The organism is Jatrophihabitans sp. sgz311053 (assembly GCF_056135305.1).
In genome coordinates this window covers 1-18302 of record NZ_JBWAXP010000001.1, presented here as the reverse complement: position 1 = coordinate 18302, position 18302 = coordinate 1, and the positions used below count along the sequence as shown (strand labels likewise).

The window sequence follows — 18302 nt, the reverse complement described above, 5'->3', positions numbered from 1 at the left end:
ACGTGACGGCTGTGGAGAACGAGGAGAAGCTTCTCGACTACCTCAAGCAGGTGACCGCGAAGCTGCGGACCACCCGGGCACGGCTGCGCGAGGTCGACGAGCGGGACCGCGAGCCCATCGCCATCGTCGGCATGGGCTGCCGGTATCCCGGCGGCGTCCGCTCTCCGGAGGACCTCTGGAACCTGCTGGCGACTGGCGGCGACGCCATCTCGACCTTCCCCGCCGACCGGGGCTGGGACACCGACGCGCTCTACGACCCCGACCCCGACAGCAGTGGCACCACCTACGTCGCCCGCGGCGGGTTCCTGGACGGCGTCGCCGACTTCGACGCCGCCTTCTTCGGCATCAGCCCGCGCGAGGCGCTGGCGATGGATCCGCAGCAGCGGCTGCTGCTGGAGATCGCCTGGGAGACCATCGAGCGAGCGGGCATCGCCCCCGAGACGCTGCGCGGCTCGACCACGGGGGTCTTCGCCGGCGCGGCGCCGTCGGGCTACCTGGGCGCGGGTGCGGCGACGGCCGGCTCGGAGGCCCACCTCATCACCGGCAACGTCACCAGCGTCATCTCCGGACGGGTCGCCTACGCCCTCGGCCTGGAGGGGCCGGCCGTCACCCTCGACACCGCCTGCTCGTCGTCATTGGTCGCCATCCATCTCGCTACCCGGGCGCTGCGATCGGGGGAGTGCTCGCTGGCGCTGGCCGGCGGCGTCACCGTGATGGCCGACCCCGCCGAGTTCGTCGGCTTCTCCCGGCAGCGCGTCCTCGCTGGCGACGGCCGATGCAAGGCGTTCGGCGCGGGTGCCGACGGCATGGGGATCGCCGAGGGCGCTGGTCTGGTGCTGCTGGAGCGGCTGAGCGACGCCCGTCGCCACGGGCACGAGGTCCTCGCCGTCATCTCCGGTGGCGCCATCAACTCCGACGGCGCCTCCAACGGGCTCTCCGCCCCCAACGGCCCGTCGCAGCAGCGGGTGATCCGGGCGGCGCTGGCCAGCGCCCGGATCGGCACCGGTGACATCGACGCCGTCGAGGCGCACGGCACGGGAACCGACCTCGGTGACCCGATCGAGGCGCAGGCCCTGCTCGCCACCTACGGGCAGGGCCGCTCGGCGCAGCGGCCGCTCTGGCTCGGGTCGGTGAAGTCCAACATCGGCCACGCGCAGCAGGCGGCCGGAGTCGCCGGCCTCATCAAGCTCGTGCTCGCCCTGCGGCACGAGCAGCTCCCGGCGACTTTGCACGCCGGCAACCCCTCACCGCTGATCGACTGGGACGCGGGGAACGTCGCGCTGCTGCAGGAGCCGGTGCCCTGGCCCGCCGACGGTGCGCCGCGCCGCGCCGCTGTCTCCGCCTTCGGCATCAGCGGCACCAACGCCCATCTCATCGTCGAGGAGGCGCCTGCTGTCGAGACCGCGGACGGCGACGCCGCCGAGGTGGTTGCTGCCGGGGCTGCTCCGGAGCGGCCGCCGCTGCTGGACGCCGATCTCCTCCCCCGGGCGCTGTCGGCGCGGACGGGCTCCGCGCTTGCTGCCCAGGCGGGGCGGTTGCGGGATCACCTGGTGGCGCGGCCGGAGCTGGCTGCGGCTGAGGTGGCGTGGTCGTTGGTGGTGTCGCGGTCGGTCTTCGAGCATCGGGCGGTGGTGCTGACCGGTGCCGACAGTGCTGCGGGTGCTGCGGGGTTGGCGGCGGTAGCGACGGGTCAGCCGTCGGCTTCGGTGGTGACCGGGGTGGCGTCGTCGGCTGGTGCTGGTCGGCTGGTGTTGGTGTTTCCGGGTCAGGGGTCGCAGTGGGTGGGGATGGGTCGCGGGTTGGCGGCGGCGTGTCCGGTGTTTGCGGCTCGGTTGGCGCAGTGTGGTGCGGCGTTGGCTCCGTTCACGGGCTGGTCGTTGGACGAGGTGCTGGACGGTCGGCTCGGGTTTGAGGCTGCGGAGGTGGTGCAGCCGGCGTTGTGGGCGGTGATGGTGTCGCTGGCTGCGGTGTGGGCTGCGGCGGGGGTGGTGCCGGATGCGGTGGTGGGTCATTCGCAGGGGGAGATCGCCGCCGCTGTGGTGGCGGGCAGGTTGTCGCTGAGTGACGGTGCGCGGGTGGTGGCGTTGCGGTCGCGCGCGTTGGCGCGGATTGCCGGTGCCGGGGGGATGGTGTCGATCGCCGCCTCGGAGGAAGCCGTCCGTGAGCTGGTCGCGGGGATCGAGGGGGTCTCGGTTGCGGCGGTGAACGGTCCGGCCGCGACGGTGGTTTCCGGTGCGCCGGACGTGCTGGCGCAGGTCGTGACCCTGGCCGAGGGTCGGGGTCTGCGGGCGAAGGTGATCCCGGTGGACTACGCCTCCCACTCCCCGCAGGTCGATGCGCTGCGGGAGGAGATCCTCACCGACCTGGCGCCGATCGAGCCCCGGGCGGGGGAGATCGCGATGGTCTCCTCGCTGACCGGTGAGCTGCTGGGTGAGGACGACATGCTCGATGCCGGGTACTGGTTCCGCTCGCTGCGGGAGCCGGTCCGGTTCACCCGGGCCATCGACACACTCTCCGGATCAAGTCACCACAGCTTCATCGAGTGCTCCCCCCACGCCGTCCTCACCGGCGCCATCACCGACACCCTCACCGCCACCGACACCAACAGTGACGCCGGCAGTGACGCGGTGGTCATCGGGACGCTGCGCCGCGACGACGGCGGAGCCGACCGGATGCTCACCTCCCTGGCCGAAGCCTGGACCCGCAGCCTTCCCGTCGACTGGACCAGCATCCTCACCCCCACCCGGACCGTCGAGCTCCCCACCTACGCCTTCCAACGCCGCCGCTACTGGCCCGAGACCACGCCCGCCGAACTCACGACACCGGCGCTGGACGACGAGTTCTGGCGCGTGGTGGCCGGCGGTGACGTCGACGAGCTGGCCGAGCTGCTCGCTCTGGACGCCTCCGACGGCGCCGAGCTCGACCGACTGCTCCCCGCCCTCGGCGCCTTCCGGAACCGCCGTCACAGCGTCGGCGCCGAGCGCACCGTCCGCGACTGGCGCTACCGGATCACCTGGCAGCCGTTGCCCGACCACACCGCCGCACCGCTCACGGGGACCTGGCTGGTCATCGGCCGCGACGATGCCGAGACCGCCACGCTGGCCGAGGCCCTGACGGCCGGCGGCGCGCAGCCGCAGGTGGTCCGCACCGACGCCACCGCCCGTCACGAGCTCGTCGCCGCCCTGCCGACCGGCGAGGGGATCCACTACGACGGCGTCCTCTCGCTCCTCGCCCTCGACGAGCGCGCGCTGCCGGAGCACCCCGTCCTCGCCACCGGGCTGGCGGCGACGCTTGCCCTGCTGCAGGCCCTCGGCGACGTCGGCATCGACGCGCCGCTGCACGCGGTGACCCGAGGCGCCGTCGCCGTCGCCGACGACGAGCAGCCCGGCACCGCCGCCGCCAGCGTCTGGGGGCTGGCCCTGGTCGCCGGCCTGGAGCTCCCCGACAGGTGGGGTGGCGTGGTCGACCTGCCTGCGGAGTGGGACGACGCGATGGCAGATCGCCTCTGCGACGCGCTGACCGGCGCCGAGGACCAGATCGCCCTCCGCGGCACGGGGAGCTTCGTCCGCCGCCTTTCGCGCGCGTCTGCGCTTAATCGAGACGGCGCGCGGTTCGCCTCGCGCGACACCGTCCTGGTCACCGGCGGCACCGGCCTCATCGGTGCCCGGACCGCCGCCTGGTTCGCCGACCGCGGTGCCGAGCGGGTGGTGCTGACCAGTCGCAGCGGCCCCGCCGCGGCCGGCGTCCCGGCGCTCGTCGCCGACCTCGCGGCGCGGGGCAGCGCTGTCGATGTCATCGCCTGTGACATCGCCGATCGCGACACGGTCGCTGCGCTGTTGGCGCGGATCGAGGCCACCGGTCCGGTGCTCTCCGCGGTCGCGCACGCCGCCGGCGTGGCCCGCGGCTCGCTGGTGACCGACACGACCGTCGAGGAGTTGGCCGACGTCGCGGCGGCGAAGGTGGGAGGTGCCCGGCACCTCGACGACCTCACCGCAGACCTCGACGCCTTCGTGCTCTTCTCCTCCGGCGCGGCGACCTGGGGCAGCGGGCGGCTCGGCTCCTACGCCGCCGCCAACGCGGCGCTCGATGCGCTGGCCGCGGCCCGACTCGCCCGCGGCCTGGCCGCGACCTCGGTGGCATGGGGTCTCTGGGGTGGCGGCGGCATGGGCGCGGGCGGCGCCGGCGAGGCGCTGCGCCGCTACGGCCTGCGGGTGATGGACCCCGACCACGGCATCGCCGCGCTGGGGCAGGCCCTGGACAACGGTGACGGCCTGCTGGCGGTCGCCGACATCGACTGGACGCAGTTCGCCCCCACCTTCACGCTGCACCGGCCCAGCCCGCTGCTCGCCGACCTGCCGGACGCCATCCGGGCATTGCGACCGCCCGAGGAGGAGGACGGGGCCGACGGCGAGCTGCTGACCCAGCTGCGGCGGCTGGACCGGGGCGAGCGCGCCGCGGCGCTGCGCGACCTGGTCCGGGCCGAGGCCGCCGCCGCGCTGGGCTTCACCGAGGCGAGCGAGGTCGCGGCGGACCGTGCCTTCCGGGACCTGGGCTTCGACTCCGTCACCGCCGTCGAACTGCGCAACCGGCTGGCCACCCGCACCGGGCTGCGGCTGCCCGCCACGGTCGTCTTCGACTACCCGTCCGCCACACAGCTCGGCGGATACGTCCTCACCGAGCTCTTCGGCGCCGATGCCGACCCCGCCGGGCAGACCCCGGCAGCCCCCGGTGCCATCGCCCGGGCGTCCGACGACACCGACCCGATCGTGGTGGTGGGCATGGGGTGTCGCTTCCCCGGCGACGTCGCCAGCCCCGAGGCGCTGTGGGACGTCCTCGCCACCGGCACCGACGCCATCGCGCCGTTCCCCCGCGACCGGGGGTGGGACATCCGCGGGCTCTACGGCCAGGAGGGTGGCTTCGTCCACACCGCGGCCGAGTTCGACGCCGGCTTCTTCGGGATCTCACCCCGCGAGGCGCTGGCCATGGACCCGCAGCAGCGGCTGCTGCTCGAGGTCGCCTGGGAGGCCCTGGAACGGGCCGGTATCGATCCGGGGACGTTGAAGGGGAGCCGCACCGGCGTCTACGCCGGCGGCTGGCTGCAGGTCTACGGCAACGTGCTGGCCCAGAGCTCGATGCAGGGTTACACGCCGGCCAGCGACGGCGGCAGCGTCCTCTCCGGGCGGGTCTCCTACACGCTGGGGCTCGAGGGTCCGTCGCTCACCATCGACACCGCCTGCTCGTCGTCGCTGGTGGCCCTGCACCTCGCGGTACAGGCGCTGCGCCGTGGCGAGTGCACCCTCGCGCTCGCCGGCGGTGTCACCGTCATGCCCACGCCGGGCGCCTTCGGCTTCGGCGCGGCGCTGGCGTTGGCCGAGAACGGACGGTGCAAGCCCTTCTCCGCGGCCGCCGACGGGATGGGGATGGGCGAGGGAGCGGCGATGCTCGCCGTCGAACGGCTCTCCGACGCCCGTCGCCTCGGACACCCCGTGCTCGCCGTCGTCCGCGGGACGGCGGTCAACTCCGACGGCGCCTCCAACGGCCTCACCGCTCCCAACGGGCCATCCCAGCAGCGCGTCATCCGTGCCGCGCTCGCCGACGCCGGGCTCACCCCCGCCGACGTCGATGTCGTCGAGGCGCACGGCACCGGCACCGTCCTGGGCGACCCCATCGAGGCGGGTGCCCTGATCGCGACCTACGGCCAGGACCGGGACCGTCCGGTGTGGCTCGGGTCGATCAAGTCCAATCTCGGGCACACCCAGGCCGCCGCCGGCGCCGCCGGGCTGATGAAGCTGATCCTCGCCATGCGGCACGCGACGCTGCCGCGGACCCTGCATGCCGAGGAGCGCTCGCCGCACATCGACTGGGACGCCGGTCGGGTGCAGCTGCTCACCGATCCCGTCGCCTGGCCCGCCGGCGACCGTCCGCGCCGGGCCGCCGTCTCCGGCTTCGGCATCAGCGGCACCAACGCCCACGTCGTGATCGAGGAGCCGCCGGCCGTCGCGGACGCCCCGGCCGGTGACGCCGACGCCACCCCCGCCGTCGCGGAGCCGGGGATCCTCGCCCCGGTGGCGTACGCCTGGCCGGTCTCGGGCCGCACCGCGGACGGCCTCGCGGACCAGGCCGGTCGGCTCCGCGAGTTCGTGCTCGCCAGGCCGTCGCAGCACGCGGCGGACACGGCGTGGTCGCTGGCCACCACCCGGGCCACCTTCGCGCACCGGGGCGTCGTGGTGGGCCGGGATCGCGACGAGCTGCTCACCCGGCTCACCGCGATCGCCACCGGACAGCCCGACGCGGGCGCCGTCGTCGGCGCAGTCCCTACCGGTGGCCCCGGCAAGGTGGCCTTCGTCTTCACCGGACAGGGCAGCCAGTGGCCCGGCATGGGCCGCACGCTGCTGGCCGAGTCACCGGTCTTCGCGGCGCGCTTCGCCGAGTGCGCGGCGGCGTTGCACTCGTGGGTCGACTGGGACCCGGTTGCCGTCCTCACCGGCGCAGAGGGCGCTCCCTCACCCGAGACCGCGGCCGTGATGCAACCCCTGCTGTGGGCCCTCATGGTGTCGCTGGCGGCCGTGTGGGAGGCGGCGGGCGTCGTCCCCGACGCCGTCATCGGGCACAGCCAGGGCGAGATCGCCGCAGCCACCGTCGCCGGCATCCTGTCGCTGGACGACGCCGCCCGGGTGGTCGCGCTGCGGGCTCGCGCCCTCACCGACCTCGACGTCCGGGGCGGGATGCTGTCGGCTGTCCTCGGCGTCGACCGGGTCCGGGAGCTGATCGCGCCGTGGGGCGACCGGCTCGCCGTCGCCGCCGTCAACGGCCCGAGCGCCACCGTCGTCTCCGGTGAGCCGGAGGCCCTGACCGAGTTCGAACGCGAGCTGCGGGCGCAGCGGGTCATGCGCTGGCGCATCCCGCAGAGCGACTTCGTCGCCCACTCCGCGCTCTGCGAGCCCGTCGAGGCGGTGCTGGCCGAGACGCTGCGCGACATCGTCCCCACCGCCGGCGACATCCGCTTCTGGTCCACCGTCGAGAACGGCTGGACCGACGGCGCGACGCTGGATGCCGCCTACTGGTACGCCAACGTGCGCCGGACCGTCCGCTTCGCCGACGCCGTCGCGGGGCTCGCGGCCGAGGGCTTCCGCAGCTTCGTCGAGGTGTCGGCCCACCCGGTGTGCCTCACCGCCGTGGAGGAGGTCTTCGCCGCCGACGAGGGGCTGCCCGACCCGGTGCTCGTCGACACGCTGCGCCGAGAGGACGGCGGCGCCGCGCGACTGCTCGCCGCCTTCGGTCAGGCGCACGTCCACGGGCTGCCGGTGGCGTGGCCCGCGGTCTTCGGCACCGGCCGGGTCGTGGAGCTGCCGACGTATGCCTTCGCGCACGCTTACTACTGGCCGGCGCCGAACGGTGCGAACGCCGGCGGGGCGGAGGATCTCGGTCTCGAGCCGATCGGTCACCCGCTGCTCGGCGCCTGTGTGGATCGAGCCGGCGAGCACGAGATCCTCTGCACCGGACGCCTGTCGCTGCGAACTCACCCCTGGCTCGCCGACCACGTCGTCCGGGGCAGCGCCGTGGTGCCGGGAGCCGCCTTCGCCGAGCTCGCCCTCGCCGCAGCGTCGCAGGCCGGCTGCGGGGTTGTCGAGGACCTCGTCCTCGAGGCGCCGCTGGTCGTGCCCGCCGACGCCGTCGTCCGGCTGCAGGCGCTCGTCGGCGCCGCCGACGGCGACGGACGTCGCCGGCTCACGGTCCATTCGCGGTCCGCGGCGGAGGCGCCGTGGACCCGCCACGCCGTCGGCATGCTCGCCCCCGCCGGCGAGATCCCGGCGCCGGAGCTGTCGGTCTGGCCGCCGGTCGGTGCCACACCGCTGGAGATCGACGGTCGAGACGACCTTGCGGCGTCCGGCGGTGACGCGCCGGGGCCGGCCTTTCGCGGTCTGCGGGCGGCATGGCGCCGCGACGAGGACCTCTTCGCCGAGGTCGCCCTGCCCGACGCCATCGCCGCCGACGCCGACGTCTTCGGCGTCCACCCCGCGCTGCTCGACGCTGCGCTGCAGGCCGTCGCCCTCGCCGGCGACAGCGGGGACACGGCCGACCACCGGCTGGCGCTCGACTGGTCCGGCCTCGCTCTGCACGCCACCGGTGCCCGCAGCCTGCGGGTGCGGCTGCGCCGCGTGGAGGGCGGCGTGACGCTGCACGCTGCTGACGCCACCGGTGCGCCGGTGCTCTCCGCCGACAGCGTCGTCATGCGGCGGTCCGCCGCGACCGACCTGCCCGCCGAGCAGACCGCGGACGACGCCATGTTCGGGGTGCAGTGGGTCCCGGTGCGCGCCGCCCGGCGTGCGCCACAGGGTCACTGGGCGGTGATCGGCTCCGGGACGGTCGCCGACGCACTCGTCACCGGCCTCGCCGACGCCCGCGTCGAGGCGCGACGCCACGCCAGCCTGGACGACCTCGCCGACACGGTCGCCGCGGGGCGGCCGGCACCGGAGACCGTGCTGCTCGCGGTGGCCGAGGCGGACGACGAGCCCGACGGGCCGGAGCGCGCGCGGCGCCTCACCGGGGCCGCGCTGGCCGCGGTGCAGCGGTGGCTGGAGCTGGCGGAGCTGGAGCCGGCACGGCTGGTGCTGGTGACCTGCGGCGCCGTCGCCGCGACCGCCGGGGAGGCCGTCGCCGACCCCGCCGCCGCCGCGGTGTGGGGGCTCGTGCGCTCAGCGCAGTCGGAGAATCCGGAGCGGCTCGTCTTGGCCGACCTGGCCGCGGCCGACGCCGGGTCCGGTGTCCCGTCGCTGGTCACCGCCCTCGGCTCCGCGGAGTCCGAGCTCGCGGTACGCGGTGACGAGGTCCGCACCCGGCGGCTGGCCCGGCCCGCCCCCGCCCCCGACCTCCCCGCCGGCCCCTGGCAGCTGGTGCCGGCGGCCTCCGGAGTCGGGTGGGACATCGCACCCTGCGAGGTGCGGGAACCGGCGTCCGGTGAGGTGGTGGTCGCCGTCCGGGCCGCCGTCGTCGACGCCGCCCCCGGATTCGCCGGTATCGTCGTCCGGCTCGGGGCGGGTGTCACCGGTCTTGCCACCGGCGACCGGGTGCGGGGCGAACTCGCCGGATCCTGTGCCGCCTTCGTCACCGTCGCGGCGACTGGGCTGGTGCCGATGACCGACGAGTCGTACGTGGCCGCCGCCGCGGCAGCCCTCGTCACGGCCGCCACCCCGACGCTGCCGGTCCACGACGTCCGCCGCGCCGCCACCGTCTCCGGCCCGGCCGTGCTCACCGTCGCCGCCGAGCCGCGTCCGGGGGGCACGCTGCTGGTCACCGGTGGCACCGGCAGCCTCGGCGGCGTCGTCGCCCGGCACCTGGTCGACACCGGTCGGGCCGCCGACGTCGTGCTCACCAGCCGCTCCGGCCCGTCGGCCCGGGGCGTGGCCGACCTGGCCGCCGGGCTCGCCGCGAAGGGGGTCTCGGTCCGGGTCTCGTCGTGCGACGCCGCCGACCCCGGTGAGCTCGCCGCCGTGCTGGACCGGCTGCCCGACCTCACCGGCGTGGTGCACGCCGCCGGCGTCCTGGACGACGGCGTGATCGGATCACTGACCGCCGAGCGGGTCGACACCGTGATGCGCCCCAAGGCCGATGCGGCCTTCCACCTGGACCGGCTCACCCGCGACCGGGAGCTCGACCTCTTCGTCCTCTTCAGCTCGGCCGCGGCCACCCTCGGCGCCCCCGGCCAGGGCAACTACGCGGCGGCCAACGGCTACCTCGATGCCCTCGCCACCCGGCGCCGGGCCGCGGGCCTGCCGGCGCTGTCGCTGACCTGGGGGCTGTGGAGCGAGGTGGCAGCCGGCGGCATGGAGCAGGGCCTCGACGCGACCGCCCGGGCCAAGCTCACCCGGACCGGTATCGGTGCCCTGGACGTCCGGCAGGGTCTCTCGCTGCTGGATCTGGCCCTGGACCGCGACGAGGCGGTGCTGGCGCCGCTGCCGCTGGACGTCCCGACGCTGCGGGCGATCTCCCGCGCCGGCGGCCGGCTCCCGGCCGTCCTGCACGGGCTCGCCCCCGCGCCGCGACGGGCCCGCGAGGTCTCCACCGACAGCGCCCGCGCCACGCTGCTGCAGGCCTTCGCCGGGGCCGATGGGCCCGCGCGGACCGCGCTGCTGCTCGCCACCGTCCGGGAGCAGGCAGCCGCGGTGCTCGGCCACGGTGCGGCCGAGGCCGTCGATGTCGACGCCAGCTTCCTGGAGCAGGGGATGGACTCGCTCACGGCCGTCGAGTTCCGGAACCGGCTGGCCACCGTGACCGGACTGCGGCTGACCGGGGCACTCGCCTTCGACCACCCCACGCCGGGGCGGCTCACCGAGCGGCTGGTCACGATGCTGGCGCCGGACCCCGCGCGATCGGGTGCCGCCGGATCAGCGGCCGCACCGACCACCGAGGCCGGTCACGAGTCAGCCGACCCGCTCACCGCGCTGTACCTGCGTGCCGCCGCGACCGACGAGGGCGCCGTCGAGGTGATGCGGCACATCCGGGGACTGGCCCGGTTCCGCGACAGCTTCACCGAACCTGCCCCCGCCGACGTGCCGGCGGCGGTGCCGGTGTCGCGCGGCCCGGCCGCGGTCCGGCTCGTCTGCCTGCCCTCCTTCGCCGGGACCGCCGACGCGCGCGAGTTCGCACGCTTCGGCCGCACCTTCGCCGGCGCCCGGCCGGTGGCGGCGCTCCCGGTCCCCGGCTGCACCGGTGGTGGCCGGGTCGCGGCCGACCCGGCGGCGCTGCTCGCGGCCTACGGCGCCGCGCTGCAGGAGATCGACGGTCCGGTCGCGCTGGTCGGGTACTCCTCGGGCGGGCTCGTCGCCCACGCCCTCGCTGCCCGACTCGTCGCGGCGGGGACCCCGCCGGTCGGACTCGTGCTGCTGGACACCTTCACCCCCGACACCGCCGGCGTGCCGGACGAGGTGCTCGCGGCGCTGCCCGCCGCGGTCCTCGCCGGGGCCGACGACGCGTCCGGAGCCGGCGGGGACGGCTGGCTGACCTCGATGGCGCACTACTACGGCTTCGACTGGCGCGGGCTGCCGCTGCTGGACGTGCCGACCCTGATCGTCCGGGCCGCGGCGACGCCGCCGGCGGACTGGCAACTCTGCGGGCCGTCCGAGACCGCCACGACCGTGGTCGTGCCGGGCGATCACTTCACGATGATGCGCGAGCACGCCCCGACGACGGCTGCGGCCGTCGCCGAGTGGCTCGCCGAGCAGGAGGGCAACCGATGACACGTTCCACTCACGACCAGCACCGGCTGGCCGTCGTCGGCGGCGGGGTGATGGGCACCAACATCGCCGCCCTCGCCCTCGGCCACGGCGTCCCGGTCGTCCTCGTCGAGGTCGACGAGGAGAGGGTCGCCGCGGCGAAGCTGGCGGTACGGCAGAAGCTCAAGCACGCGCAGCTCATGGGCGTGCTCCCCGACGGCCGCGACCGGCCGACCCTCGTCACCTCGACGGACCTCGCCGACACCGCGGCGGCCACCACCGTCGTCGAGGCCGTCACCGAGGTGACCGAGGTCAAGCAGAAGGTGCTGACCGAGCTCGGCGGCATCGTCGCGCCGGAGACGCTGCTGATCTCCAACACCTCCTGCATCCCGGTGGACGAGATGGCGTCCTGGGTGCCGCGCGGCGAGGAGCTCGTCGGCGTCCACTTCATGAACCCGGCCTACCTGATCACGATGGTCGAGGTGATCCGCGGGACGGCGACCAGCGACGCGACCATGGCACGGGTCACCGACTTCCTCGCCGCTGTGGGCCGCACCGGCCTGGTCGTCAACGACGCCCCCGGCTTCGTCATCAACCGGCTGCTGCACCCGCTGATCAATCGGGCGGCGATGCTCGTCGAAGCGGGCGTCGCGTCGGCCGAGACCGTCGACGAGCTGCTGCAGGGTTGCCTCGGCCACAGCACCGGCCCGCTGCACACCGCCGATCTCATCGGGATCGACAACCTCGTCGACTCGCTCGTCGTCCTGCACGAACGGACCGGCGACCCGGAGTGCGAGCCCTGCGAGCTGATGCTCGCCAAGGTCCGGGACGGTCACCACGGGCGGAAGACCGGCCGTGGCTTCTTCGACTACCGAAAGGCTGCGCAATGACCACCTCGGAGACCACCTCGGAGACCACCTCGAAGACCACCTCCGACACCACCGTCGACCCCACCGCCGTCGAGGCGGAGCTGCTGGCGTTCCTCACCGAGCGGACCAAGTCGCCGGTCGCGGTCGACGACGACCTCTTCGCGGCAGGGCTGGTCTCGTCGATGTTCGCCATGCAGCTCGTCGTCCACCTCGAGGACACCTACGACATCGAGATCGTCGGCCCGGACCTCACCCTCGACTCCTTCCGCAGCGTGGCCGCGATGACGGCGCTGGTGGTCCGCCTCGCCGGGACCGGGAGCGATGCCTGAGACCCCGCCGGTGGGCGGTCCCACGCTGCCGGCCGAGCTCTTCGGCCCCGGCCCTGCCGAGTGGGACGTCGCCGGCGAGCTGCCGGTGGAGCTGCTGCGGGCGATGGGCTCGGCCGGACTGCTCTGCGCCGAGATCGCACCGCGGTTCGGCGGGCTCGGGTTGAGCAGCCTCGCCAACGGCGAGCTGACCGCCCGCGTCGGCGCGCAGTGCAGCTCGGTGCGCAGCGTCATGACCTCGCACGGCATCGCGGCCGCGACGGTGCGGCGCTTCGGCGACGCCACCCAGCGGCGCCGGTACCTGGCCGAGCTGACCGGGGGTGCGCTCGCCGCCGTCGGCTTCAGCGAGCCCGGCGCGGGCAGCGATCTCGCCGCGATGACGACCGGCATCGAACCCGACGGAGGCGGGGAGTTCGTCGTCACGGGGGAGAAGGTCTGGGTCACGGCGTCGCGGTACGCCGACTACGTGCTGGTGCTCGGCCGCTGCGGCGAGCAGGCGGCCGCGGCGATGGTGCCGACCGACGCCGCCGGCGTCACCCTCGAGCTCGTGCCGCAGCCGATGGGCTGCCGCGCCGCCGGGCACAGTCGGGTCGTCCTGGACGGTGTGCGAGTTCCGGCCGCGGCGGTGCTCGGTGGTGGCGGGCAGTCGCTGCCGCTGCTCTACACCACGGCGCTCTCCTACGGGCGGATGTCAGTGGCCTGGGGCTGCGTCGGCATCGTCCGTGCCTGCCTGGACGCTGCGGTCGCCCTCGCCGGCAGCCGCGAGCAGGGCGGTGCCCTGCTCGCCGAGCACCAGCTCGTGGCCGGGCACCTCGCCGAGCTGTACATCGCCGCGCAGCTCACCGACGCGGTCTGCCGCCGCGCGAGCCGCGCGTGGGACGACGGCTCGCCGGACGCGGTGCTTGACGCCGTGCTGGCCAAGCACGTCGCCGCGACGCAGGCCGCGAGCGCAGCGTCGACCGCCGTCCAGGTGCTGGCCTCGCGAGGCGCGACCGATGGTCACGTCGTCGCGCGGGCGTACCGCGACACCAAGCTCATGGAGATCATCGAGGGCAGCAACGAGATCTCCCGGCTGCTGCTCGCCCGCCACGCCCTGGACAGTGCTGCTGTCCCCGCCGCTCTTCCCGGCGCTGTTTCCGGCGAGGTCCTCGCCGACCGGCCGGTCGCGAGCTGACCCCTGCCCGCCCGGGCAACGGAAACGACCCTCGACAGGAGAGACCCGATGACCGAACCCACCTTGATCAAGTGTCTCGTCTGGGACCTCGACAACACCCTGTGGCAGGGGACGCTGCTGGAGGATCCCGACGTCGCGGTCGCCGACGAGATCCGACGCCTCGTCGTCGACCTCGACGCCCGCGGCATCCTGCAGTCCGTCGCCAGCAAGAACGACCACGACCACGCCATGGCCCGGCTGGAGGCGCTCGGGCTGGCCGAGTACTTCGTGCTGCCGCGGATCGGCTGGGGCCCCAAGTCCGCGTCGGTACAGGCCATCGCCGAGGAGCTGAAGTTCGCGCTCACCACCATCGCCTTCGTCGACGACCAGCCCGCCGAGCGCGCCGAAGTGACCTTCCACCACCCGGAGGTCCGGGTCTACGACGCCGCGGAGGTGCTGAGCCTCGCCGACCGCCCCGAGTTCAGCCCGGCGGTGGTCACCAGCGACGCCCGCAACCGGCGGTCCATGTACCAGGCCGGTTTCCGGCGCGACGCCGAGCGCGACTCCCACACCGGGCCGGACGAGGAGTTCCTGCGCTCGCTGGAGCTCGTCATGGAGATCTCCCGCGCCGACGGCGACGATCTGTCGCGCGTCGAGGAGCTCACGCTGCGGACCAGCCAGATGAACGCCACCGGGGTGCACTACTCCGACGCCGACCTGCGGGCCCTGCTGGACGACCCGGAGCACGAGGTGCTGACCGTGTCGATGGCCGACCGGTTCGGTCCGCACGGCGCGGTGGGCGTGATCCTGCTCGGCTACCACGAGTCGGTGTGGCACGTGAAGCTGCTGGCGACCTCCTGCCGGGTGGTCTCCTTCGGCGCCGGCGCCGCCCTGCTCAACTGGCTCGTCGACGCCGCGGCGCAGGCCGGCGTGCACCTCGCCGCCGACTTCCGCCCGACGGCGCGCAACCGGATGATGGACATCGCCTACCGCTTCGCCGGCTTCACCGACGACGCCTGTGACTGCCTCGCCGAGCTGCCGGTGCATGTCCCGGAGGCGACCGACGACGGCCAGCCGGTGCAGTTCCGTCACCTGGTCGCCGACCGGCGGCCGTTCCCGCCGACGATCTCGCTGGCCGCCCCCAGCCTCGGACGGATCACCAGCACGGCATGACCACCGGCGGCGACGGGCGCGCGTGTTCAGCTGGACCGCCGCGCAGTTGAACGTCGCTGACGGATCCCCTGGCCCGCTGGGAGGCTCGCCGCACGACGTCGAGCGTTGCTGACGCGTCGCCCGACGTGCCGAGAAATCGTGTGTGGGATCAGACGACGGGACCGCGGACCTTGGCCACCACAGACCCAGCCGGACAGCCCCTGGCGATCATCGGGATGGGGTGTCGCTTCCCCGGCGGCATCGACTCACCGGACGACCTCTGGCAGACGCTGGTGGCGGGGCGCCGGGTCGGCGGCCCGCTGCCGACCGACCGGGGCTGGGACCTCGAGCGGCTGCGGCGCACGGTGGACCGGGGCGGCTTCCTGGACGGGGTGGCGCAGTTCGACGCCGCCTTCTTCGGACTCTCGCCACGCGAGGCCGCGGCGATGGAGCCGCAGCAGCGACTCGCGCTCACCACCGCGTGGGAGGCGCTGGAACGGGCCGGTATCGACCCGACGACGCTCCGCGGCAGCGCGACGGGCGTCTTCGTCGGGGCCGAGTCTCGCGACTACGGACCGCGGCAGCACGAGGCCGCCGACACGGTGGCGGGGCAGCTCTTCACCGGGACCTCCGGCGCGGTCCTCTCCGGACGGATCGCCTACACCCTCGACCTGCGCGGTCCGGTGCTGACCGTGGACACCTCCGCTTCGAGTTCGCTGGCCGCGCTGCACCTGGCCGTCGGCGCGCTGCGCCGCGGCGAGTGCAGCCTCGCCCTTGTCGGCGGCGTCTCGGTGATGGCGCTGCCGGGTGCGGTGGTCGCCTTCGGCGGCCTCGGCGCGCTCGCACCAGACGGTCGCTGCAAGCCGTTCTCCGCAGCCGCCGACGGCACCGCCTGGGCCGAGGGCGCCGGCATGCTCGTCGTCGAGCCGCTCGCCGAGGCGCAGCGACAGGGTCATCGCGTGCTCGCGGTCATCCGCGGTTCGGCCACCAACAGCGACGGTGCCAGTGCCACGCTGACCGCCCCCTCGGCCGCCGCCCAGCGGGCCGTCATCGAGGCAGCCCTCGCCGACGCCGGCCTGGAGCGGGACCGTGTCGACGCGGTGGAGGCGCACGGCACCGGCACCCCGCTCGGCGACCGCACCGAGGCCGGCGTCCTGGCCGAGACCTACGGCCGGGACCGTCGCCGCCCGGTGTGGCTCGGCGCGGTGAAGGCGAACCTGGGGCACACCCTCGCCGCCGCCGGTGCGGCGTCGGTGATCAAGACCGTGCTGTCGCTGCACCACGAGCTGCTGCCCGCCGTCCCCGACGCCACCGCGCCCATCGCACCCCTCGGTGCCGTCGCCGACGACGGCACCCCCGTCCGGCTGCTCACCGAACCGGTGCCGTGGCCCGCGACCGATCGCCCGCGCCGCGCCGGCGTCTCCGGCTTCGGCATCGGGGGCAGCAACGTCCACGTGGTGCTGGAGGAGGCGCCAGCCAACGACCCCGCCGGACCTGCCCCCTCCACCCACGAGCCGTTGCTGCGCGAGGCGCCGACGGCCTGGACGATCTCGGCCCGGGATGCGACGGCGCTGGCCGGCCAGGCGTCCCGGCTCGCCGACGTCCGCAGCGATCCCGGCGATGTCGCCTGGTCGCTGGCCACCGGCCGGGCCGTCTTCGATCACCGCGCGGTCGTGCTCGGCGGGGCCGACGTCGACGACGAGTCGCGCCGGCTCGGGCTGGCCGCGCTGGCGGCGGGCGAGCCCGCGTCGTCGCTGATCACCGGCCCCGCGCGGGTACCCGGCGGTGTCGCCTTCGTCTTCCCCGGCCAGGGCAGCCAGTGGCTCGGCATGGGCCGCGAGCTGGCCCGCGTCTCGTCCGTCTTCGCCGCCCGGCTGGCCGACTGCGAGGAGGCGCTGCGCCCGCATGTCGAATGGCGGCTGGACGATGCGCTCGCCGGTGAGCTCGGCTTCGACGCCGCGGACGTCGTCCAGCCCGCGCTGTGGGCCGTCATGGTCTGTCTCGCCGCGACCTGGCAGGCCGCCGGCATCACGCCGGATGCCGTCGTCGGCCATTCCCAGGGCGAGATCGCGGCCGCCGTCGTCGCCGGAGCGCTCACCCTGGACGACGCGGCCCGGGTCGTGGTCCTGCGCAGCCGGGCGCTGCGTCGGCTCGCCGGCCGCGGCGGCATGATGGCCCTCGAGGCCGACGCCGAGACGGTGCGGGGCTGGCTGGTGGGCGACACCACCGTCGCTGCCGTCAACGGCCCGCTCTCGACGGTCGTCTCGGGACCACCCTCCGATTTGCGTGAGATCGCGCAAAAGCATCCGGAGACGCGACACCGGATCATCCCGGTCGACTACGCCTCCCACGGCCCGCAGGTGGACGCGGTCCGCGACGAGGTCCTTGCCGCACTCGCGGGCATCGCCCCTCGCCCCGCCCGGCTGCCGATGATCTCCTCTCTCACCGGTCGCCGCCTGCAGGGCACCGAGGTCGACGCGCAGTACTGGTTCGACTCGCTGCGCCAGCCGGTGCAGTTCGCGCGCGCCGTGGCCGAGCTGGTCGAGACCGGCCACCGCACCTTCGTCGAGGTGTCACCGCATCCGGTGCTCACCGCGCCGGTGGCCGACATCGTCGCCGACGCCGGCGGCGTCGTCACCGCGACGCTGCGTCGCGACGACGGTGGTGCCGACCGCATGCTGCACTCCCTCGCCGCGCTGCACGTCGCCGGCGTCGACGTCGACTGGAGCGCGGTGCTCCCCGGCGGCCGCCGGGTCGAGCTGCCGACCTACGCCTTCCGCCGGGATCACTTCTGGCTGCACGCCGACGGGGAGGCCGAGGTCGCCCTGGCCGACGAGCCGGGTGACGAGGGTTCGGCGACGCCCGCGGCCTCCGCCGAGGGGATGATCGAACTGGTCCGGCGGCACGTCGCCGCCGTCCTGGGGCATCCGGATCCGGCGACGCTGCCCGTGACGCGCACCTTCAAGGACCTGGGACTGGACTCGGTCACCGCCGTCGAGCTCCGCACCCGCCTCGCCACTGCCGTCGGTCTCACGCTGCCGGTGGGGCTGGTCTACGACCATCCGACCCCGGCCGGACTCGCTGACTTCCTGCACGCCGAGCTGGACGGGAACGCGGCGGGCCGGGATGCGTCGGCGGCACCGGCCCGGCTCGCCGCCGCTCCCGCCCGGACCCGCGCCGAGGACGACGACCCGATCGTCATCGTCGGCACCGGCTGCCGCCTGCCAGGTGGCATCGACGATCTGGACGGGCTCTGGCAGGTCGTTTCCACCGGCCGGGACGTAGTGGGCGGATACCCGACCGACCGTGGCTGGGACCTCGACGCGCTCGCCGGCACCGGTGGCGGTTTCCTCACCGATGCCGCGGAATTCGACGCGGGCTTCTTCGGTCTCTCACCCCGGGAAGCCGTGGCCATGGACCCGCAGCAGCGGGTGATGCTCGAGGTGGCGTGGGAGGCGCTGGAGACCGCGGGTATTGCGCCGGATTCGTTGCGGGGTTCGGCGACGGGTGTGTTTGCGGGGGTGTTCGGGTCTGGTTATGGCGGTGGTGTGGCGGGGGCGTTGCGGGGTGTGGGTGGGGGGCATTTGTT

6 protein-coding genes are annotated in these 18302 nt (G+C 74.7%); all 6 read left to right on the top strand.

The annotated features are described in order from the left end of the window. The first annotated feature begins 11 nt into the window (after window positions 1–11). On the top strand, window positions 12–11237 hold the full coding sequence (locus AC0NZQ_RS00030; protein ID WP_474529368.1) for a type I polyketide synthase: 11226 nt from the start codon (window positions 12–14) through the stop codon (window positions 11235–11237). Then, window positions 11234–12103: a 3-hydroxyacyl-CoA dehydrogenase family protein gene (locus AC0NZQ_RS00025; RefSeq protein WP_474527556.1), complete on the top strand. Its 870-nt coding sequence runs from the start codon at window positions 11234–11236 to the stop codon at window positions 12101–12103. Before AC0NZQ_RS00030 ends, AC0NZQ_RS00025 begins: the two co-directional genes overlap by 4 nt. Continuing rightward, on the top strand, window positions 12100–12411 hold the full coding sequence (locus tag AC0NZQ_RS00020; RefSeq protein WP_474527555.1) for a phosphopantetheine-binding protein: 312 nt from the start codon (window positions 12100–12102) through the stop codon (window positions 12409–12411). The genes AC0NZQ_RS00025 and AC0NZQ_RS00020 overlap by 4 nt, the downstream gene beginning before the upstream one ends. Further along, the gene (locus tag AC0NZQ_RS00015; RefSeq protein WP_474527554.1) at window positions 12404–13582 is read left to right on the top strand and encodes an acyl-CoA dehydrogenase family protein; all 1179 of its coding nucleotides are present in this window, start codon (window positions 12404–12406) and stop codon (window positions 13580–13582) included. Before AC0NZQ_RS00020 ends, AC0NZQ_RS00015 begins: the two co-directional genes overlap by 8 nt. Before the next feature lie 48 nt (window positions 13583–13630). Beyond that, entirely contained in the window at window positions 13631–14734 is a 1104-nt protein-coding gene (locus tag AC0NZQ_RS00010; protein ID WP_474527553.1) for an HAD-IIIC family phosphatase, read from the top strand. A 170-nt stretch (window positions 14735–14904) separates the two neighbouring features. Continuing rightward, on the top strand, window positions 14905–18302 hold a 3398-nt coding region (locus AC0NZQ_RS00005; protein ID WP_474527552.1), incomplete at its 3' end, for a type I polyketide synthase.